At 42.2% G+C, this 20,679-nt stretch carries 17 protein-coding genes; 3 read left to right on the top strand and 14 right to left on the bottom strand.

Features of this window, described 5'->3' with window-relative positions; translation table 11 throughout:
* Window positions 1-6: 6 nt before the first annotated feature.
* The 6 genes from gatC to GOP56_RS18535 all read right to left on the bottom strand — a co-directional run bounded on the left by gatC (window position 7) and on the right by GOP56_RS18535 (window position 5,741).
* Entirely contained in the window at window positions 7-297 is a 291-nt protein-coding gene (gene gatC, locus GOP56_RS18560; RefSeq protein WP_003335653.1) for an Asp-tRNA(Asn)/Glu-tRNA(Gln) amidotransferase subunit GatC, read from the bottom strand.
* Between the two features lie 205 nt (window positions 298-502).
* The gene (locus tag GOP56_RS18555) at window positions 503-1,372 is read right to left on the bottom strand and encodes a DegV family protein (protein WP_174250686.1); all 870 of its coding nucleotides are present in this window, start codon (window positions 1,370-1,372) and stop codon (window positions 503-505) included.
* Window positions 1,373-1,578: 206 nt separating this feature from the next.
* Window positions 1,579-2,127 carry an RNA polymerase sigma factor gene (locus GOP56_RS18550; RefSeq protein WP_022584205.1) on the bottom strand — a complete coding sequence of 183 codons (549 nt, stop codon included), beginning with the start codon at window positions 2,125-2,127 and terminating at the stop codon, window positions 1,579-1,581.
* A gap of 163 nt (window positions 2,128-2,290) precedes the next feature.
* Window positions 2,291-2,980: a GNAT family N-acetyltransferase gene (locus tag GOP56_RS18545; RefSeq protein WP_163246245.1), complete on the bottom strand. Its 690-nt coding sequence runs from the start codon at window positions 2,978-2,980 to the stop codon at window positions 2,291-2,293.
* A gap of 333 nt (window positions 2,981-3,313) precedes the next feature.
* Entirely contained in the window at window positions 3,314-4,159 is an 846-nt protein-coding gene (asd, locus tag GOP56_RS18540; RefSeq protein ID WP_003335664.1) for an archaetidylserine decarboxylase, read from the bottom strand.
* A gap of 88 nt (window positions 4,160-4,247) precedes the next feature.
* The gene (locus GOP56_RS18535) at window positions 4,248-5,741 is read right to left on the bottom strand and encodes a methyl-accepting chemotaxis protein (RefSeq protein ID WP_163246244.1); all 1,494 of its coding nucleotides are present in this window, start codon (window positions 5,739-5,741) and stop codon (window positions 4,248-4,250) included.
* Between the two features lie 457 nt (window positions 5,742-6,198).
* Between GOP56_RS18535 and GOP56_RS18530 the strand changes: the two genes are divergently transcribed.
* Window positions 6,199-7,455, top strand: a complete 1,257-nt coding sequence (locus GOP56_RS18530) for a helix-turn-helix transcriptional regulator (RefSeq protein ID WP_096887930.1) — start codon at window positions 6,199-6,201, stop codon at window positions 7,453-7,455.
* Between the two features lie 206 nt (window positions 7,456-7,661).
* Here GOP56_RS18530 and pruA read toward each other — a convergent pair whose 3' ends face one another.
* From pruA to GOP56_RS18490, 8 genes are all read right to left on the bottom strand, one after another.
* A complete protein-coding gene (gene pruA / locus GOP56_RS18525; protein WP_163246243.1) occupies window positions 7,662-9,209 on the bottom strand; it encodes an L-glutamate gamma-semialdehyde dehydrogenase in 1,548 nt (515 codons plus the stop codon).
* 161 nt (window positions 9,210-9,370) lie between these two features.
* Window positions 9,371-10,447 (bottom strand): CamS family sex pheromone protein, encoded by a 1,077-nt coding sequence (locus tag GOP56_RS18520; RefSeq protein WP_003335668.1) that lies wholly within the window; start codon window positions 10,445-10,447, stop codon window positions 9,371-9,373.
* Window positions 10,448-10,466: 19 nt separating this feature from the next.
* The gene (locus GOP56_RS18515; protein WP_163246242.1) at window positions 10,467-11,408 is read right to left on the bottom strand and encodes a WD40/YVTN/BNR-like repeat-containing protein; all 942 of its coding nucleotides are present in this window, start codon (window positions 11,406-11,408) and stop codon (window positions 10,467-10,469) included.
* Window positions 11,409-11,445: 37 nt separating this feature from the next.
* Window positions 11,446-13,452, bottom strand: a complete 2,007-nt coding sequence (ligA, locus tag GOP56_RS18510; RefSeq protein ID WP_163246241.1) for an NAD-dependent DNA ligase LigA — start codon at window positions 13,450-13,452, stop codon at window positions 11,446-11,448.
* 31 nt (window positions 13,453-13,483) lie between these two features.
* A complete protein-coding gene (gene pcrA / locus GOP56_RS18505; RefSeq protein ID WP_163246240.1) occupies window positions 13,484-15,841 on the bottom strand; it encodes a DNA helicase PcrA in 2,358 nt (785 codons plus the stop codon).
* A gap of 206 nt (window positions 15,842-16,047) precedes the next feature.
* Window positions 16,048-16,749, bottom strand: a complete 702-nt coding sequence (locus GOP56_RS18500; RefSeq protein ID WP_004432782.1) for a heptaprenylglyceryl phosphate synthase — start codon at window positions 16,747-16,749, stop codon at window positions 16,048-16,050.
* 15 nt (window positions 16,750-16,764) lie between these two features.
* The gene (locus tag GOP56_RS18495; protein WP_003335673.1) at window positions 16,765-17,055 is read right to left on the bottom strand and encodes a YerC/YecD family TrpR-related protein; all 291 of its coding nucleotides are present in this window, start codon (window positions 17,053-17,055) and stop codon (window positions 16,765-16,767) included.
* A gap of 141 nt (window positions 17,056-17,196) precedes the next feature.
* The gene (locus GOP56_RS18490; protein ID WP_163246239.1) at window positions 17,197-18,240 is read right to left on the bottom strand and encodes a DUF3048 domain-containing protein; all 1,044 of its coding nucleotides are present in this window, start codon (window positions 18,238-18,240) and stop codon (window positions 17,197-17,199) included.
* 147 nt (window positions 18,241-18,387) lie between these two features.
* Between GOP56_RS18490 and GOP56_RS18485 the strand changes: the two genes are divergently transcribed.
* The gene (locus GOP56_RS18485; RefSeq protein WP_003335676.1) at window positions 18,388-19,104 is read left to right on the top strand and encodes a response regulator transcription factor; all 717 of its coding nucleotides are present in this window, start codon (window positions 18,388-18,390) and stop codon (window positions 19,102-19,104) included.
* Window positions 19,101-20,525: a HAMP domain-containing sensor histidine kinase gene (locus GOP56_RS18480; RefSeq protein WP_068793731.1), complete on the top strand. Its 1,425-nt coding sequence runs from the start codon at window positions 19,101-19,103 to the stop codon at window positions 20,523-20,525. Before GOP56_RS18485 ends, GOP56_RS18480 begins: the two co-directional genes overlap by 4 nt.
* The last annotated feature ends 154 nt before the right edge of the window (window positions 20,526-20,679 follow it).

Below are 20,679 nucleotides of genomic sequence, written 5' to 3'. Positions count from 1 at the left end.
TCTCTCCTATTCAAAAACAGCCGGTACCTTGAACTGTCCGTCTTCTTGATCTGGTGCATTGCGCAGTGCTTCTGCATTGGATACGGAAGGACGGTTTACGTCAGGGCGCATAACGTTACGTACGTCAAATGCATGACTAGTCGGCTTCACATTGGTCGTATCCAATTCGTTTAATTGTGCAGCAAAGTCTAAAATCGCATCTAATTCACGCGTGTAGCGCTCTGCTTCTTCCTCTGTTAAACGTAGTCGAGCCAGTTTAGCCACGTGCTCAACTTCTTGTCGGGAAATCCTACTCATCTATTGTCCACCTCCAAATGTCCTAGTTGTACGTTTCTACATAACATTGATATTACTTGAAAAATCCAAGGTTAGTCAATTTGACCTCCCATTTTTTCTTTTTATCAGTAAAGCATGAAAGAGGTTCCCATTATCCTTGAGCATTTCCGAACTGTTAAAAAAACGCCGTTTGCTCTCCTTTCAGCAAAACGGCATTATGGCATCCTTATTTATTATACCAAGTTAATCCAATGGCTCCAGGACCCACATGAGTGGCAATAACTGGTCCAAAATGACTGATTGTCACCGTTACATGTGGATAGGTCGCTTCAATGTAAGCCTTCCATTCCTCTGCCTCTTCTTGAACCTGCGCTTGGATGATGGAAAGCTGTATAGGTTTGCCTGCTTTGGCCTCTGCCTCAAATAATTCCATAATCCCGGCCTTGGCTTTGGCACGTGTTCTGACTTTTTGATAGGGAACAATCTTTTTATTCTCAAACGTTAGAATCGGTTTGATTTTAAGCATATTGCCCAGCATCAATTGAGCCGCTGACAAGCGACCTCCGCGGTACAAGAAATCTAAATCCTCAACTAAAAAGTACGTTTTCATTTGCGTACGTATGTATTCGATACGCTCAAGAATCTCTTCTCGTGGTTTACCAGCTTGTGCCATTCTAGCTGCTTCCACGACAACAGCACCCAATGCATATGTAGTAATCTCAGAATCAATGACATCAATAGGAAAATCATCAACCATCGTGGTCGCTGTTACCGCTCCCTGATAGGTACCACTAATACCACTAGACATATGGATAGCAATTGCTCGCTTATGATTTTTGGATAATTTCATATAGGCTTCCACAAACTCGCCTACAGGTGGCTGAGATGTCGTCGGCAACTGATCACTCGTTTTTAGCTTGGAGTAAAAATCAGCCTCCGTTAATTCTACTTCTTCGCGATACGCTTTGTTTCCATAAACCACTTGCAGAGGCACTACTGTAATTTGTAATTCATCTTGGAGCTCTTTTGGAATATAACTGGTGCTATCTGTTATAATTGCAATTTCTGACAAAGATAGTCCCTCCACTTTCTTCATTCATATATGATGCTTAGAGAGGCACTCCCTATTCATCTTTTAGTAACGTTTATCGCTAGAAGCCGGATTTTATTTATATTTAATTATTGTAACATAAAATAGGGCCTCATGATAAAGCCGATAGTCCCTAGAACTTCTCTATGAAAAGTTTTACCCAAGCCAAGCAAAATTGATAAAAAAAATAGAAGACCCTACCTATGAGTCTTCTATTTCAGCTTCTTTCCTGTATATAATTTACGTAACTCTTTTAATCCACGGTGGGAAATTGTTTTAACGCTTGCTTCTGTTTTTCCTAGGATGTCAGCCACTTGTGCAATGCGAAGATCGCCGAAGTAACGCAAGGACAAAACATCACGTTGGTCGCGTGTCAGCTTTTCTAATGTTTCACGAAGAAGAAGCGTCTCTTCATTTGAGAGAGCATGTTCTTCCGGATTCCATGTATTATCAATACTGCTCTCAAAGAACTCCGTGTGATCCATCGGTAATTCTTTCTTTTTACGACAAAAATCAATAAATGTATGATGGGCTATACTAAAAATCCATCCGGCGAACGGACTTGTACGGCTATATTGTTGGAATTTTTCCAAAGCCTTAATAAATACAACAGTCGTCAAATCGTCGGCATCCCAGGTATTATGTACGCGGCAACGCAAATAACGATTTACACGGTCAAAAAACTCATCATACAATTCATGGAATTCGCGATCCTCATAGTATTCAGTTGTCTGACTTTTAGCGTGCATCGGTACACCCATGTTCAACACCACTTCATCTAATTGTTGTTGAGGAGGCACGTAAGATAATGCAATCTCTTACCTAATCTCTCGTGCCGTCCCTACATGTACAATGATACATGGTTACTCTTTCATCAATCTTACACAAACCTTAAGATTATCTTAATTTAATGGTAGCATTTTGCTAAACTTGAAGATTAGCAAGTAATTCAGCTTCCATTTCATGCAAAATTTCGGCTTTTACGTTATTTATTTTTCCATACTTTTCCTTATATACATCTTGAACAAAACGATACCATTCTTTTTGTAAGAATCCATCTGTATCCTTTGTCCATTTTACTAGTAAATGCAGTGGAACCTCTTGCGTATTCTCCCATAACGGTGGTTGCTTGTAAGGAACGCCTTTCACAGGCACCAAGCCATTTCGGCTGAAGAATCGCAATCGGCGTTGAGTCAGGATCTGTTCTTCCTCATCATGTGCATCCTCTTCACGCTCTGTCTCCAGTATAAAACCAGTCAGTTCCGCACCATGCTTACGGGCATCCTCTTGCAGAATTTTCTCAATTTTATCCATCATTTTACTACCTACACCACCGCTTTGAATAGCTGGGTTCACCATCATATATACAATAAATCCGAAATTCCATGCTGCCAGGTAATGGAATGTGCTAACAGCCACCACTTGTTGATTCTCATTGGTTCCTACTAATAGATGAAAAGCATCTGGTGCTGTTGGACCTTTATCCGTAAGCCCTTTTAACAATATCTCATTAGGCTCACGTAAATCTTCGGTAAACATTTGCTCGTACAATTCTAGTGCTTGAGGGATTAATGGTGACGTAATGTCCTTGATATCATGCCAAATGATCTCCATAGTTTATTAACTCTCCTTTTCTCGATGTGTAATCTTATTTGGTCGATTCCGTCTCTGAAATCTGTTCCTGCCATATTATGTTGTTACTCGAAAGCCAAAACGATATATGTATCTTCCAGTATATCGAATAAAAATTGCCTCAGCAAATTATGGAACAATTTCGCTTAGTAAGAATCTCGCTCCTCGTCCTATTACAAACTAGGTTGACTGCATACTGCAAACGAAAAGGGCCTCCCACTCTATCACCTCTATATCTATAGAAAAACACAAAAAATCCCTTTTGCCCCCACCTATCATCAGGATAAGCAGCAAAAAGGATTTTTTTACGTGTTCTTATTCTACAGTTACGCTACTTGCGATTTTTTGCCCCATTTTTAGCACACTGCCTTCTTGAATTCCTTCTGCCCAATTCATCTTGCTTTTTTCAAACAACAAAATAACGGTGGAACCGAATTCAAACCAGCCTAGTTCTCTTCCTTTTTCAAAGAGGGGAGTGCCACCAATCGCTTCACAAACTTGTTTTCCATTTTTTACGTTCGTGGTTTGCGTATTATACGTTACTTTTACGCTACCTACAAATAATGCGCCCACCTTTACCACAGCTACATTTCCACATGCCTTACTCTGAACATAAGTGATCAGTCTTTCATTTCGAGCAAAAAGCTGTTCAACATGCTCAACGCCTATATTGTTCACAGGGTAAAGCTTCCCTGGCAGGTAGGAGTATTTAAACAGCTTGCCTTCAACTGGCATATGAATACGATGATAGTCACGCGGGCTTAAATAGATGGTCATAAAGGAGCCTCCATTGAAGCGGCATGCCACATGTTCATCATTGCCTAGCAATTGGCTGACCGTATACGTTTTACCCTTTGCTTGGATGAGTGTTCCTTGTTGAATATCTCCCATCTGGGATACTTTCCCATCAACTGGGCTGACTATCTCAGCATCCATATCGATAGGTCTCGCTTCAGGTTTCAGGCGGCGTGTAAAAAATTCCTTTAACGAGCGATACTCACGAACAGGCTTTTCAATTTCCGACACGTCAATCTGATAATGATTGATATATTTTTGGATGGCAAAACGGCTGAAACGGGAGCTAGCCACTTTTCCCATTTGTCTGGACATTACGTTTTGCGGAAGTTTGTTTATTAGCCCTTGAAACACACGTTTCTTCATAAGACCTCTCCTACTCATGGTATACATTGCTACTCTACCACGACAGGAGGCTCCCCGCAAATACTAGCAGAGGCCTTCTGCATGGGCCTTAATGCAAAGAGTGACGTAAAGAGTGTGAAAGCTCGTTTAATTGGTGAATTTCCTCCGTAATACTGCTGATTTTATCACGCTGTGTCTCAGCCGAAGCGAATAGCTGCTCTAAACTAGCTACAGATTCCTCGGTGATGGAGGTAATATTCGAAACTTCATTTGTTACCTCACTAGATCGTTGCTTTACTTGCACCATGCTGACCTGTACCAGTTCAACTGATCCCATAAAGCCCGCCATTCCTGTACGCACTTTTCCCATGGATTCAACTGTCTTATTGGCTAGTTCCTGCCCCTTGGAAACAGAGCTTTCACCCTCTTTCATATGAACTACAGCGGTTTGTGTATCCTGATGTAGCGCTTCCAAAATTCTAGCGATCTGCTGTGTAGCCGTTGCGCTCTGCTCTGCCAGCTTACGAACCTCATCTGCCACTACACCAAAGCCTCGGCCATGTTCGCCTGCACGCGCTGATTCAATGGCAGCATTTAGGGCTAGAAGGTTGGTTTGCGTAGCAATTTGATTAATCGTCTCCACAATAGCTTCTACCTGGCCAGCCTGTTGATTTAACTTATGAATCGTATTTGACGCCATATCGACCGTACTGACAATATGTTGCATTTGAGCTGTAAGATCGGTCATCATATCAATGCCTTCAGAAAGACGGCGATTATTTCGCAAGGCTTCCTCTTTCATTTCATTTGCTTGTTCATTTACTTTCTTTATTTCATGATCAATGGACTGAATATCCTCTTCCACCTTCACAGTGGACTGTGCCTGCTGTTCCATGCCTGTTGCCACTTCTTTAAAGGCAACCAGCATTTCATCCGTGTTTTGCTTCGTGATATCAGCATTTTCATTCACTTGGTTAGAGGTCGCATCTAGGTTCTCAATCATAGTTGAGACACTGGACAATAGCTCGGTTAGCTGAGCCTCTTTCACCTCTGCCTCCTGACGAGCCTCTTCCACACACTGCAAGGATGCACGCCCCGACAAGCATAAGTATATCGAAACAATTGTAGTGAATACGACACCAACAAGACGAAGGCCCAGATTAATAAGATCATGCTCACTTTTAAATAAAGTATACCAATCTGTCTGATAACCAATTAGCATAGAAGCTATATACAAAAGACCTGTAAATAACACTACCTTATAATCTAAATAAGCAGACATCAATGCCAACACTACGATTGGTAGGATCGCCATTTCTGGATATGGTGTAAAATGATCAAAGGATAGTGAATAAAAGACAAAGCCTACTGCAACCAAATAACGCAACCAAATGCTATCCTTCTTGATAAAATACCAGAGTGACACAAGCAATGTCACAATGAGTCCTACCGATGTAAGGTTCCACACGGATATACCTGTAAACCATGAGTAGATGATCGACAGCCAAAGATGATCCCATAAAAGAAAGATCATAAATCCCTCTTTGTTTGTCAACGTATTTCGTACTAAATCAATTGTTCCATTGATCAACCTATTGATCATTCCCGCAGCTCTCCTTTTCCCTACACCACCAGAGGGATATGATGTCATGTAGAACGCCTCTGACGATAACAAATTAAATAGTACAATCCAACAGCCAACGGATCTATAGTTTTGTAGGTCGTGCTGTGCGGAGCCAATCCAGATCGGCTTACCTAGATTCTATGTATTTCATGTACAAGAAAACAGGTATAAAGTATGATTTCTTATTTATATACCATACTTATCGTACCATAGATGTAAGAATTTCATAGTTCTACCGAAAGATATTTTTAAAAATTTAAAAAAAGGGAGCAACTCGGTTATCATCCAAGCATTTTTTACAAAAACTGACGGTTCATCATATTTGTCGATTAAGTTGACAAAAAGAATATGAAGATCAGGGATAAGAAATGTAAAAATAGTGAAAATTCTTGTATAATAAACAATAGAACAATTCTGACAAAAAGGGTGAGGTAAGGTGAGCAATCAAATCGGAAAAGGAATTCGAGAATATCGTAAGAAGCTAGGCCTAACCCAAGGTGAGCTAGCTGAAGGTATTTGCAATCGTAGTTATATTAGCCAAATAGAAAAAGGAGATGTCGTTCCCTCTCCTGAAATCCTAGAAGAACTAGCTAAGAAATTACAGACCGATCTCTCCACTATTTTTACTCCAACTGTCAAACCAGCCTTTACAAAAATTGAAATCGAAAATAACTTTCGCCATCTGGTAAATAGCATTGATGCACAGGATTGGGAGATCGCCCAAAAATGGTTCAATAAATTAGAAGGCGCTGAAATGAGTCTTGAGCAAACGTGTATGTATCTCTGGTCGAAAGCTGTCTTATCGGAGAATAGAAATCATTTCGATATTGCGGAATCCCTCTTTCAAGAAAGTATTAAAATTGCCCGTGAACTTGATAAATATGAATGGCAAGTACGTATCCTTACTTCATTGGGCTTTTATTATTGCAAGACGAAGAAAGCAGATAAGGCTCTTCCCTATTTAAACGAAGCAATGCAATTAACCAATCGTTACCAAATTAATGGCTTATTACATATCACCCTGTTACATGCTACTGGCTATATGCACGTCTCCATGGGTGAAATCCATTCGGCAATCGAACATCTTAGGCAAGCGGAACAGATATGCAAAAGCCTACGCGCCATATATCGGATGGAGTCCATTTATTTATTATTAGGAGTTTGCCATCAAATTTTAAAGCAGTACGAAGTAGCCCAGCGCTACTACGAAAAATCGTTAGATATTCTAAAAATCTCTCCTTCTCTTGCCTTAGAGGCTAATATTTACAACAATTTAGCCGTCATTTATACCGAGCAAAAGCATTATCAGCTAGCACATGAATATATCACGCGGGCTATGTCGCTTCACTCCCCTCAAGACCTTGCGAAACGGATTGAATCAAAGATTGAACATGCGAATATCCTCAAAGGCTTGCAACGCTATGAGGAGGCTAGCCAGCTATGCTTAGACATCTTTGAGCACTCAATAAATGAGCATGCCTATGCAGAGGCCAAGTTAGTCTATGCTTCTATCTTATGTGAAATGGGAAAAGGCTCTGAGGCGCTGTCACATTTAGAAGAAGCCCTGCATTACTTTAATGAGTACAAATCCCAGCGTTATTTGCTAAAAGGACTAGCCTTGTTAGCTAAAATAAACTTAAAGTTTGGCAAAATAGACTCCTTTTACTATCTGTACGAACAGTATATATCATAATTCTTTTCCGGTATAACGTTATCTGCACTTTGATTCAAATCAGATGCATTCAAGTAGCATAGCTTGGCTGGATCATGTCTCGAACAGTAGCTACAGCCAAGCTATCCTGTCTACATCTAGTTAACTCGTGTTCGATCTTACTCATAAATAAAGAGGGTAGCCCAAGTAGTTTATCTACTGCGGGCTCCCTCTTTTTGTCAGGATGCTTATAGTAATTCAGACACTAATTTTGCTTGTGTAAATAACAGAAGGTAATCAGGTCCGCCTGCTTTGGAGTCCGTTCCTGACATGTTGAAGCCGCCGAATGGATGTACACCTACTAATGCACCTGTACATTTACGGTTGAAATACAAATTGCCTACATGAAACTCCTCACGTGCGCGTTCTAAATGGGCACGATTTCGGCTGATAACAGAACCAGTTAGTCCATATTCTGTATTGTTAGCGATTTTTAAAGCATGGTCAAAATCATTAGCTTTGCAGAAAGCCACAAACGGCCCAAAGATTTCCTCCTGCATAATTCGAGCATCTGGAGCCACGTCAGCAAATACAGTTGGCATAATATAGTAGCCTTCCTCCGGCCCTTTTTCTCCACCAGCCATTAATTTACCCTCTTGTTTTCCGATCTCGATATATTCCAAAATTTTATTATATGCTTTTTCATCCACTACTGGACCTGTATAGAACTCAGGGTTGCTGACATTTCCTACTGTTAATGCTTTTGTATGCTCAACAACACGCGCCAGTACCTCGTCGTATACATCTGCATGAATGATTGCGCGGGAGCAAGCCGAGCATTTTTGACCAGAGAAGCCAAACGCAGATGCTGTAATCGCTTGTGCGGCTAATTCCAGATCAGCATCGTTATCAACAATAATCGAGTCCTTGCCACCCATTTCAGCCACTAAACGCTTCATCCATTTTTGACCTGGACGGTGTTTGGCCGCCAGCTCATTAATACGCAGACCTACATCACGAGAGCCTGTAAATGAAATGAAACGAGTCAATGTATGTTCTACTAAATAATCACCAATTTCGCTTCCGCTGCCTGGCACAAAGTTAACAACACCAGCAGGAACGCCTGCCTCATCAAGAATCTCCATGAACTTAGCTGCAATGACCGGAGTAGTAGAAGCTGGTTTCAAAACAACGGTATTCCCTGTTACCAACGCTGCCGTGGTCATGCCTACCATAATAGCAAGCGGGAAATTCCATGGAGGAATAACGATTCCTACACCCAAAGGAATATAGTACAACTCATTATCTTCACCAGGAATACGCGGTAGTGAATGTCGCTGACCTAATTGATCCATTTGTCTTGCATAGTATTCCATGAAATCGATTGCTTCTGCTGTATCAGCATCAGCCTCAGGCCAGCTTTTGCCTGATTCCTTTACCAACCAAGCTGAAAATTCATGTTTACGACGGCGCAGGATAGCTGCTGCCTTGTACAAATAGCGAGAACGAGCAGTAGGAGCAACACGTTTCCAGGTTTCAAAGGTTGTTGCTGCTACTTGAATGGCTTTCTCTGCTAATTCTTGGTCAGCTTGAGAAACAACCCCGATGCATTCATCTTTTTGGGAAGGGTTCATGGAACGGCTTTTCTTCTCCGTTTTGATACGTTCTCCACCAATGATGAGATCATATTCACGTCCAAGTTCGCTTTCAACTATATCCAAAGCGGCTTGAAATGCTTGCTTATTTTCAGGCAGATTAAAATTAACGAACGGTTCATTTTTGAATTCTACTTGCACTTAAGTTCGCCTCCTACTTCATCTTCCATGATCAACTTGTTACATCAAACAATATATGCAAGATATATGCCATTCTTTATAATTATGTAAAAACGTACGAAAAAAGACACCAATTGAACAGTTCTGTCTAATTGGTGTCTCACTCTGTTTATACACATGTGTTAATTTCGATAGATATGCATGTACGATTTTCCATCAGCTGGTCGCACATAAATCGCTAATGGTTGATTGATGGACTGAACATAAAAGTTTACATGAACCCTTTTATCTATATATTGATCTATTGCTTGAGCAATCATCTGTGTGAACTGAATTACTTCTGTCCGAGAATCATACTCTGCGGTTGCATTGATGGTCAATTCTGTCAAATCTCCATTTAAGAAGCGTGCCGTGCCTGTCATTCCCACAAATTCCTGGAAGAAGCTCTGTCCCTGCTTCATCAATTTCTCGTATTGCAAGGAGGCCTGTGGATACTTACTGTATGCCGCATCCCCTGGCAGAAGGAAATATTCTTCATTGATGGGCTGCCATTTCGCAACACTGCTGTCATTCGCATTCACGATACCAGACATGATAAAATTACCCGGTACTAGGTTAGAGCTTGATTCTGGCACTTGATACATCGCTACAACAAGCGGTATCTCTGGATTCTCCGCTCTTACCTTCATGACGATTTTGGCAGCGATTTGTTGCCCCTTCAACCGTAGCTCGTCCACACTTAACCGTTTTTCCAAACCAGACGGATCTTGATAAATTGGGGATAAAGATAGGCCTAAAACTATACCCGCCAGCTTTTGGTCTTTTTTATCCAGATAATTATGCTCCAGCACATTGACAAGCAATTTATTGGCTTTATCCGGATTTAAACCTTCCGGGTTCTTCTTTTCCCATTCAATCCAAGTGGTTACCTGCTTGCGGGAGATTCGCTGGCCTTCCTGAAACAAGTACGAACTCGGAGAAAAGCTTTCCTTTGCAATTTCCATCATGCCATACTCTAAGTGGCTAAAATCAATGCGATATTTAGGATTAGAGCTAAGCATGCCTCGTGTTTGGTTCTTTTGATAAGGCATGGCGGCGCTGCCGTAGTAATTTTCGTCCACCTGTAGAACAGAAGACACGGCAGGCGCTACCGGATCTGCGCTATCCTTCTTTCCCGGTAACAATGAACATGCTGACAACAGCACCGAACAAGCTATCAGGATGCAAAGATAACGTACAAGCTTTCTTTTCGTTTTCATATTGCAAACTCCTTACTTGTTACTCCCACTTTTTCCACTTTTCTTGGCTGTATCTATAAATTTGGGCTGATTCTCCAATTCCGATGATAGGTGTATCGGCTGTACCGTAGGAGATATTAATCAGTTTTTCTGGAAGGTCTGAGGATAGGAGAGTCCACTCCTTGCCAGCCTTAATTAAAATACCTTTATCACTTGCTGCATATAAGGTGTCTGTAGATTTATTTGCTGCAATTGAGTAAATGTGCGAATCGCTTTCTCGCCATTCAACCTGCCAATCGCCACCATGTATATCTATTGATAACAGTTCGTTTTGAGTGAGTACGTACAATTTCTGCTCACTGGGTACATAATCCAAATCATATCCTTCTACTGAATCAATAGGGAATCGTAAATGCCAATTTGCACCGGCATCTGTTGATTCATATACGCCTTCACGGTTCACAAATGCATAGAGGAATGTCCCTTTATCGGTTAAAGCTCCGATTAGAGATTGAATGTCATACCCTTGTGGCAATCCTCCCTCTATCCGTTTCCAAGATTTACCCCCATCCTTGGATACCTTGCAAACCTTTTCACCGGCTATATATACCTGTTTCGGCTTCTTCGGATCAAAGTAGATCGTCTTGACATCCGCCTGTTCCAACTCGTCTGCAACTGCTCCCCATAATCCATGATCGGCAGATGCATAGAGTCCCGCATGCGTTGCCAGCCAGACTTGTTCTCCCCCTTGATCCAGAGCCAATGAATTAATACTGTCCCCTTTTTGCAACACGTCCTGGTACGTCAGTTCACCTGTGATCTGAGCCAATTTCACCGATTGTTTTACACCCGGTTCTTCCATCGTCTGGCCCGCATCTACGATTTCTGTTTCAACTGATTTATGTGTTGCAGTAGCACAACCACTGAGCAAAAGGAACACACTAATGCTTGCTCCCATCTGTTTAAGCGTGAATCTATCCATCACCTTCACACCTTTGCTTAATATCTCCTCAGCCCACCTATGATAATAGCGCTAAAAATGCCTCTTCATCCAGTACAGTTATACCCAATTTTTCAGCTTTTTCTAATTTGGAGCCTGCTTTTTCGCCAGCAATTACGAGATCGGTTTTTTTACTAACGCTCCCTGTTACTTTGCCGCCAAGCATAGCAATCTTTTCCTCCGCCTCCTGCCGTGTTAATTGCGTCAGTGTACCGGTTAAGACTACTGTTTTACCTGAGAAGGGAAGGTCATCACCTGCTTGGACGCGAACACCTTTATATTTCATGTTCACACCAGCATTCTTGAGCTTCTCAATCAATTCTTGTACTTGCGGCATGGAGAAATAGGTTAAGATGCTTTCAGCCATTTTGGGACCGATCTCGTCAATAGCGATCAGTTCTTCTGCTGTCGCCTGCATGATATGATCAATGTCACCGAATTGCTCAGCAAGTACCTTCGCTGCTTTGGCTCCCACCAACCGAATTCCTAATCCGAAAAGTAGGCGCTCCACAGAATTTTCCTTGCTAGCTTCAATTGCTTGTAGCATCTTATCGACAGATTTCTCACCCATTCTCTCTAATTGTAACAGTTGTTCCCGCTTATCGTGCAGATAATATAAATCGGCGACACTTGTAATGAGACCTGCGGCAAATAGTGAAGCTACCACTTTCTCTCCAAGTCCATCTAAATTCATCGCTTGTCGGGATACAAAGTGAGACATTCCTTCACGAATAACGGCTGGACATTCTGGATTAATACAACGCAATGCCACTTCGTCCGGTAGACGAACCAATTCGCTCGCACACTCCGGGCAGTGAGTTGGCATCATAAATGGACGTTCTTCTCCCGTGCGTCGTTCCTTTAACACTTCTACAATCTCAGGTATAATGTCACCTGCTTTTTTTACAAGCACGTAATCACCTAAGAGTAGACCTTTTTTCATAATAATGTCTTCGTTGTGTAAAGATGCTCGTTTTACCTCAGTTCCAGCTAAAATGACAGGCTGAAGCAACGCTGTAGGTGTCACCACTCCGGTACGCCCAACTGACACCTCAATATCCTTTAACTGTGTCACGGCCTCTTCAGCCGGGAATTTATAAGCAATCGCCCAGCGTGGACTCTTCGCTGTAAAGCCAAGTTCCTGTTGCTGAGCAAAACTATCTACTTTAATTACCATACCATCAATCTCATAAGAGAGCTCTGGGCGTTTGAGGGTCCAGCCTTGCACAAATTCTATTACTTCTTCTATGTCATCAAAGGTACGGCGTTCCTGATTCACCGAAAAGCCTAGCCGCTCTAAGAAAGTAAGGCCCTCACTGTGAGAATCAATCTGACGCCCTTCTACTTCACCGATCTGATAAATAAACGTGGAAAGAGAGCGAGAGGCTGCAATCTTAGGATCTAGCTGACGCAAGGAACCTGCCGCTGAGTTGCGCGGATTAGCAAATAATGCTTCTTCCCGCTCCGCCCGTTCTTTATTCAAGCGGTCAAAAGCAATTTTTGACATAAAGGCCTCTCCGCGAACCTCCATGGTAATTGGTTCTGGTAAACGCAACGGAATAGAGCGAATCGTTTTCAGGTTTTGGGTGATATCCTCCCCGGTAGTTCCATCTCCACGTGTTGCTCCCTTTACGAAAAGTCCGTTTTCATAACGAAGAGAGACAGCTAGCCCATCAATTTTTAATTCGCAGACATAGCGAACGGTTTGGTTCCCTAAGCCCTGACGCACACGACGATCAAAATCGCGTAAATCATCCTCATCAAAAGCATTCCCAAGGCTTAACATCGGTGTTTTATGCACAACCTTTTCAAAAAAAGGCAATGGCATACCTCCGACACGCTGGGTAGGAGAATCAGGAGCAACCATGTCCGGCCATTGGTCCTCCAGGTCTTGCAATTCACGCATCATTTGATCATATTCCTGGTCCGTAATCTGCGGATTATCCTCTGTATAATAATGACGGCTTTCCTCTTCAATCCGTTTCTTTAGTTTTGCAATTTGTTGTTCTGCAGCAACACGATCCACGTATCTCTTCATCCTTTCCGTTCGTTCAAAATCAACCTTTTTCAATAGGAGCAAACTTAGCAAGTAATTTCTTAATGCCTACTGGACTAGGGAAGGCAATATCCAGCTCGGTGTTGTCACCTGCACCTTTCACACTAACCACTGTTCCTGTTCCCCATTTACCATGCTTAGCCTTATCTCCTACCTTCCAATCTGTTTGCGAGGCTGCTCCGTGTGCCGGCAATTTTGTTGCCTGGTTCAAGCCACGAAATGCGCTTGGCTGCATTGAGACAGTGGATTCTGTAGGTTTAGGGGAACGTCCAAATGTACCCCCTGTACGTCCGCCTGCTCCAAATCGACCGGGTTGACCTTTGCGGCCAGCACCAAATCCTGAGCCTGAGCCGAAGACGCCACTTGAACCAAAACCGCCTTCAGACCCACCTCCTGAACCGAGGTCACCAGTAAGTAATTCCTCTGGTATTTCCATGAAAAAGCGGGATTGCATATTCATATTTGTACGTCCATATAGCGTACGCATTCTTGCTCGTGTCATAAATAATTTTTGTTCGGCACGAGTAATTCCCACATAAGCCAGACGTCGTTCCTCTTCCATTTCACTGTCATCAAATAGAGCGCGACTATGAGGGAAAACTCCTTCCTCCATACCTACTAGGAAGACAACAGGAAACTCCAAGCCTTTAGCGCTGTGCAAGGTCATTAGCACGACTTGTCCATCATCTGGTACCGCTTCCTCTGTATCATCATTGCCAAGTGAATCAATGTCTGCCACCAATGCTAGGTCAGTTAGAAAAGCCAGCAAGGTTTTATCCTCGCTCTTTTTCTCAAATTCTTGCGTAACGGACAGAAACTCGTCGATGTTTTCTAAGCGAGCCGCTGCTTCTAGTGATTTATCCTCTTTTAACGATTCACGATAGCCCGATTGCTTCAAGATTTCCTCAACAAGCTCGGTTACACTTAAATAATCCACCATCTGCATCAGGTTCTTTATCATATCCGAGAAGGCTAAAATAGCATTGGTTGTTCGAGAGGCAAGCCCCATATACGCTACTTCCTGGACGGCTTGAAAGAGTGTCAAACCATGTGAGCTGGCATAGGCTTGCAGCTTTTCTACCGTGGTATCCCCTATATTACGCTTTGGTACATTAATAATACGGGTCAAGCTGATATCATCGTCAGGATTGGATACTAAGCGTAAATAAGCTAGTACATCTTTAATCTCCTTGCGATCGTAGAACTTCGTGCCTCCGACGATGGTATAAGGAATAGTCGACTTAACCAACACATCCTCCAGTACACGAGACTGGGCATTCGTACGATATAAAATGGCAAATTTGTCGTATCGTTTATAGGTTTTCAGTTGTTCTCGAATCATATCCACCACAAAGTAGGCTTCGTCATGCTCTGATTCAGCCTGATAGCAATAAATTTTGTCTCCTGCCTCTTTGTTGGTCCAAAGATTTTTCTCTTTGCGGTTCTTATTATTTTTAATGACGTGGTTAGCTGCTTCTAAGATAATTTTCGTCGAGCGATAGTTTTGCTCCAGCTTTATTAATTTCGCATGAGGATATTCCTTCTCAAAGTTAAGAATGATCGAAATATCAGCACCGCGCCATTTATAAATACTCTGGTCTGCATCACCCACACAGCAAATGTTTTTGTGCATGTCAGCAAGCATACTAATCAGCATATATTGGGCACGGTTTGTATCCTGATACTCATCTACATGGATATATTTGAACTTACGCTGATAGAATTCCAACACTTCCGGCACTTCTTTAAATAAGCGAATCGTCGTCATGATTAGGTCATCAAAATCAAGCGATTGGTTCGTTTTCAGCTTCTTCATGTACAGCTCATACACTTGTGCTACAATGCGCTGGAACTGATCTCCCGCTACTTGCTCATAACGCTTTGGATCTAGCAATTCGTTCTTCGCTCCACTAATTGCGCCTAAAATAGACCGTGGTTCAAATTTTTTCACATCAATATTTAGTTCTTTCATACACTGCTTGACCACAGTCAACTGATCGCCCGCATCCAAAATGGTAAAATTACGGCTAATGTTAATCCGATCGACATCTCTTCGTAAAATGCGTACACACAGAGAATGGAAAGTAGAAATCCAAATATCATCCGCTCCAGCATCCCGACCAACCATTCTTTCCACACGCTCTTTCATCTCACGAGCCGCTTTATTCGTAAAGGTAATCGCCAGAATGCTCCAAGGAAACGCCTGCTTATATCCAACTAGATATGAAATTCGTTGGGTAAGAACGCGGGTTTTACCACTGCCTGCCCCTGCCAGAATCAGCACTGGTCCCTCTGTGGTCTCCACTGCTTTTTTCTGTTCAGGATTTAAACCCGCGAAAAAATTATCTTGAGCTAACATGCCGTAAGCCACCTTTCATTTTGCTTCTTTTCCTTCGTCCCAAAAGAAAGCATATGTTCCTATTTTGTCATATCTTTCCCCGTTATGCCACTCACTCTTTTAGGAAAAAAGACTCCTTTTTTATTCCATTTTTTATCTTAAAGAAAAGAAACTCCTCGGCATTGGCTCAAGGAGTTTCCTGTAAATCATGTGTAAGTAAAACTAAACTAGAAACGACGCTCTGTCTCTTTTACCGCAGCAACAGTAGATAGAGCCTGTTCCAGAGAATCATAGATGATATTGCCAACAACCACTGTATCAGCGATTGCTGCCATTTCACGAGCTTGGCTTGCATCCGTAATCCCGCCACCATACATGAGGTGCCCTTCATCCAAAGCTGTTTTACAGGCCTCAACCATCTGCGGGTCGCCATATGTACCGCTGTATTCGATATACACGATTGGCAAACGACATAATTTTGTAGCCGTTTGCACGTAAGCCTTCGCTTCTGCTTGTGACGAAATGGCACGAGCGCTGGTTACCTCAGCTACCGCCGAATCCGGATTAAACACCAGATACCCCTCCGCTACAATATCATCCCAATGTATATAGCTTCCCAGTGAGCTTAGAGCCTCTACATGCGGAGCAAAAATCACATCTGGATTGCTTGCATTTAAAACGATAGGGATAAAGTATCCGTCAAAGCCTGGAACGATGGCCTGCAAATTGGAGACCTCCAGCATGCACGGTACAGCATAGCGTCTAATACGCGACATTAGGTCAAGCGTGTTGTCAAATGTGACACCAAGGGTTCCCCCTACAATAATCGCATCTGTACCTGACTCGCAGATTTGCTCCAATTGATCGTCATCAATAGGCTTTTCTGGGTCCAGTTTAAAAACATGTCGCCAGTTGCTAAATTCAATCACGTTGATACCTCCGCTTTATTTACCGATCCGATCCAATGCCAGCTGGTAACCATCATTACCGTAATTGAGGCATCGCTTAACACGAGAGATCGTCGCTGTACTCGCACCTGTTTCCGATTCAATGTGGTTATAGGTATATCCTTTACGCAGCATGCGCGCCACTTCCAAGCGTTGAGCAAGTGACTGCATCTCATTTACTGTACATAGATCATCAAAAAATTTATAGCATTCTTCCATGTCTTTTAAGGACAAGATTGATTCAAAAAGTTGTTCAATTCCCTTACCCTTCAATTTCTCTAATTGCATGAAAAATCACCCCGTGATCGTCTTGGGAACTTTTTCTCTCTGTAAAGTTTTTAAGTACTAAAGTTCTGCTTTCATGATAGAGCAAAAGACATCTCTGTGCAAGACGATGTTTATCAATTTTACCTGTTTCCTAAAGTTTGGTTATTGAAAGCTAAGATGCTGGTCTAGGCTTGGTGTATTCGGCACGATGTTTACCCATGTATTGCCCGGGAGCAAAGGGATTTCCTGCGTTAGAGTAGCGTCCTCAAATGCCCGAATAACGCCATCCTTTCTTGCCCATTTGATTGATTTTGCTTTTCCTTGCTGGAACAGATAACCTTCCCCAGGGCCATTTACATCGACCTCACGCCGGCCTTCATTATCTAGAACCTTATGCTTAGTGGAAATCACCAGTACATTCGTGATTTCAAGTTGTTTGTCTGATGTTAGATCCTTATGAACCTCACCTTGTGTAAAGCGTAAATATTTCTCCTTATCCGCATCATATTTGTAACTAAGCGAGTATTGCGGATGTGGTTTGACCTTAATTTCTGCCGCAGGCTGTCCTTGCTCTATTTTAGTGTCTTTAGGCAGGAAGGGGAAAAACGGTAGATCAGAGGTCAAACGCATATTTTTTGCCTGCATCGCTTTTTCGATATGGCTTAGATCGGTATATACATTATGAGGAGCGGAACGGAACTTTTCCCTCCAGAAATACGTACTGTTACTGATCTCATTAATATCGTCATCTGCGCCTTTAAGTATGGTGAGAGCATCCGGGCTTCCACCTACATGCACCAGAATAGAATCTAAGCCTCTGCCCAATTTAATAAAGTACGGACGAATACTTCTTACTGGTCCAATCGTTTTAGGAGTTTGACTGTGAAAAATGGCTAAAAAGCGTGTCACTTCACCTTCCGACAGCACTTCGTACACGATATCAGCTTTATCCAGTCCAGATTGCGGTCTAGCTTTTGGATGATTATTAACCATAACCATTACGGGACGATGATCAATTCGCTCATCCACCCCCGTCCCTGTTAGCGGAGCTGTATAAGGAAATGTCTTTTCTTGTAAAGGCTCAGAAACTGGTGGCGTTACCGGATTTGGTTGCGGTGGTTGTTCTTTATTTGCAAACGGATTACATGATGCCAATAAGGCTGATGCTGTAACAACGACAACCGCATACTTCCAGAAATGTGTCATATATGCCTCACTCCTTTTTTGTCCCTACTATTTTTCGAGCAAGTTCCGCATAATTCCTGCCACAACTTTCCCACATTCCTTCTATTTGGTTCCCACATGTTTTTATGCAAGCTATGGTACTATGATAGGTAGAAAGGAAGGGTGACCATGACTCAGACCACACCTTATCTGGTTTATCTGGTTGATGATGAAACGAATTTGCTGGAGCTATTGCGCTCCTATCTTGTGCGGGCGGGTTTTGAAGTAAAAACCTTTCAGAGCGGTGAAGAGGTTCTGGCTGTCCTTGACGATACGAAACCACACTTATGGATTCTTGATATTATGTTGCCTGATATAGATGGATACGAGCTTCTTAGACTAATCCGAAATAAATGGGAAGACGTTCCGATCATGTTCATTTCTGCTCGGGATCAGGATATTGATAAAATTATCGGGCTAGAGCTAGGTAGCGATGACTATTTGGCAAAGCCCTTTTTGCCTCGTGAGCTAGTCATTCGCACACAGCGTTTGTTGCATCGCACCTATGAAAAGACTGGACTATCTGTAACAACACCTGCCCAATCTCCGGTAGTGTATGAGGACTGGATAAATGTCTCTTCATATTTCATTTCGGAAAAAGGCAGATTGGTTAAGGAAAACGAGCAAATGATTGATTTAACAACAAAAGAGTTTGATTTGGTGCTTTACTTTATAAAAAATCAGGGCCAAGCTTTGCAGCGCGAGCAAATCCTTACGGCTGTTTGGGGCGATGACTACATCGGATCAGATCGTGCCGTGGATGATCTGGTAAAACGGATTCGTAAAAAGATGCCTGATTTTCCATTGGAGACGGTATATGGCTTTGGTTACCGGATGACGAAATGAGAGAAAAATTTTCGTTGCAGAACATGCCGTTAGCCAAACAGATTTTTTTACTGTTTTTATCCATGACAATCGTGCTTGGGGCAAGTGTAGCCATTCTTTATCCTTATACCTTAAAGCAGATTCTACTGGATAATACGTATTCATTGCTTGAGGATGAATTTGAGAAGGTGTCAGATCAAATCTCCTTTACGCAACAGCACGAGCTTGTACCATTACCATCTTTCACTTCTCCACGCATGCTGATGTTATTGTTACAAAACTATAACTTTTCTTTTCAGATGATGGTGTTTAGTAAAGATGGTCAACTGATCGGGTTCCAGCATCTGCCCAAGGAGGGCGTTCCACTGAAGGTTGCAGCTGGACTTTTTAAAGAAGCTTCTGCTCACAAAGGCTCAACCCCTTATAAAGGAAGCACCGAGTGGGATAATGAAAATTTCTTGATGGTAAGCCAGAAAATGGACTATTTTGGATTCCCTTATTACCTCGTGATTTTTACAAAGGAAAAGGAAATCATTCAAATCAATAACATGCTTACCAAAAGATTCTTCATTATTTTTGCCTTTTTTATCTTTGTCAGCTTGTTATTAGCTGGTTGGTTTAGCGGGTATTTGAGTACCCCCTTACGCCGTTTAGAGGAATCCTGCCAAAAGATTGCGCGTCGTCAATTTGACATTCCTCTAATGGTTGATCGCAAGGATGAGATCGGTCAATTGGCTCGCTCCTTTGACATGATGAAAAAGCAATTGAAGGATCATGACGAATCTCAGCAACACTTTGTGCAAAATATTTCTCATGAATTAAAAACGCCAATTATGGCGATTCAAGGCTATGCACAAGGCTTAATAGACGGCGTTTTTCAAGGTGCTGAGGCCCAAAAAGGCTTATCCATTATTATGGAGGAAAGCAACCGTTTGGAGAATGTAGTTGAACAACTATTGTATTTAACCAAAGTAGAATCAGTTGATAAAATGATGACCTTTACTTCATTAGACTTAACAGAAATGATTGGTCTATTACATCAGCGCTATCATCTTCTGCACCCACATTTAGCATGGCAGATCGAGATACCGGAAACCCTGCCAATGAAGGGCGATGGTGAACAGCTTTACAGTGCTTTTACTAATATTGTGGAAAATCAGCTACGATACGCCAAAACCACAATCACCATCACAGCCAAAGTGGTAAAGGAACAAATCGAAATCGCTATTTCTAATGACGGTCCGCCTATTGAGGAAAGCGTCATGCCCTATTTATTCCAACGTTTCCGGAAAGGGAAAACAGGTAAGCACGGCTTAGGTCTGGCTATTGCACGTGCTGTTCTAGAAGCGCATGGAGGATCGATTACGGCTAAAAATATTTCTGAGCAGCAGGGGGTTATGTTTATTGCGACCTTGCCGCAAAAGCAATCTCATTTAGGATAACAAAACGGTAATTGGGAGGAAATTTCCCGGTTACCGTTTTTTAATCTCTTCCAGCTTGAGTCTATTCTCACAAGTAACATGTATAACTTTTTATCAATTGCCACATGTTAAAACTAACAATCAGGATAAAACTACCTTTATGATTAAGAAAGGA

The organism is Brevibacillus sp. 7WMA2 (assembly GCF_010748895.1).
GTDB lineage: Bacteria > Bacillota > Bacilli > Brevibacillales > Brevibacillaceae > Brevibacillus_B > Brevibacillus_B halotolerans.
This window is presented reverse-complemented; position numbering and strand designations above follow the sequence as displayed.

Excerpts from the sequence above, each read along its gene's own strand:
- GOP56_RS18480 (WP_068793731.1), top strand. The coding sequence starts at position 19,101 with ATGAGAGAAAAATTTTCGTTGCAGAACATGCCGTTAGCCAAACAGATT.
- GOP56_RS18515 (WP_163246242.1), bottom strand. The coding sequence starts at position 11,408 with ATGGATAGATTCACGCTTAAACAGATGGGAGCAAGCATTAGTGTGTTC.
- pcrA (WP_163246240.1), bottom strand. The coding sequence starts at position 15,841 with ATGTTAGCTCAAGATAATTTTTTCGCGGGTTTAAATCCTGAACAGAAA.
- asd (WP_003335664.1), bottom strand. The coding sequence starts at position 4,159 with ATGAAGAAACGTGTGTTTCAAGGGCTAATAAACAAACTTCCGCAAAAC.
- GOP56_RS18485 (WP_003335676.1), top strand. The coding sequence starts at position 18,388 with ATGACTCAGACCACACCTTATCTGGTTTATCTGGTTGATGATGAAACG.
- GOP56_RS18535 (WP_163246244.1), bottom strand. The coding sequence starts at position 5,741 with ATGATCAATAGGTTGATCAATGGAACAATTGATTTAGTACGAAATACG.
- GOP56_RS18555 (WP_174250686.1), bottom strand. The coding sequence starts at position 1,372 with ATGAAGAAAGTGGAGGGACTATCTTTGTCAGAAATTGCAATTATAACA.
- gatC (WP_003335653.1), bottom strand. The coding sequence starts at position 297 with ATGAGTAGGATTTCCCGACAAGAAGTTGAGCACGTGGCTAAACTGGCT.
- GOP56_RS18495 (WP_003335673.1), bottom strand. The coding sequence starts at position 17,055 with ATGCAATTAGAGAAATTGAAGGGTAAGGGAATTGAACAACTTTTTGAA.
- GOP56_RS18550 (WP_022584205.1), bottom strand. The coding sequence starts at position 2,127 with ATGGGTGTACCGATGCACGCTAAAAGTCAGACAACTGAATACTATGAG.
- GOP56_RS18545 (WP_163246245.1), bottom strand. The coding sequence starts at position 2,980 with ATGGAGATCATTTGGCATGATATCAAGGACATTACGTCACCATTAATC.
- GOP56_RS18520 (WP_003335668.1), bottom strand. The coding sequence starts at position 10,447 with ATGAAAACGAAAAGAAAGCTTGTACGTTATCTTTGCATCCTGATAGCT.
- GOP56_RS18490 (WP_163246239.1), bottom strand. The coding sequence starts at position 18,240 with ATGACACATTTCTGGAAGTATGCGGTTGTCGTTGTTACAGCATCAGCC.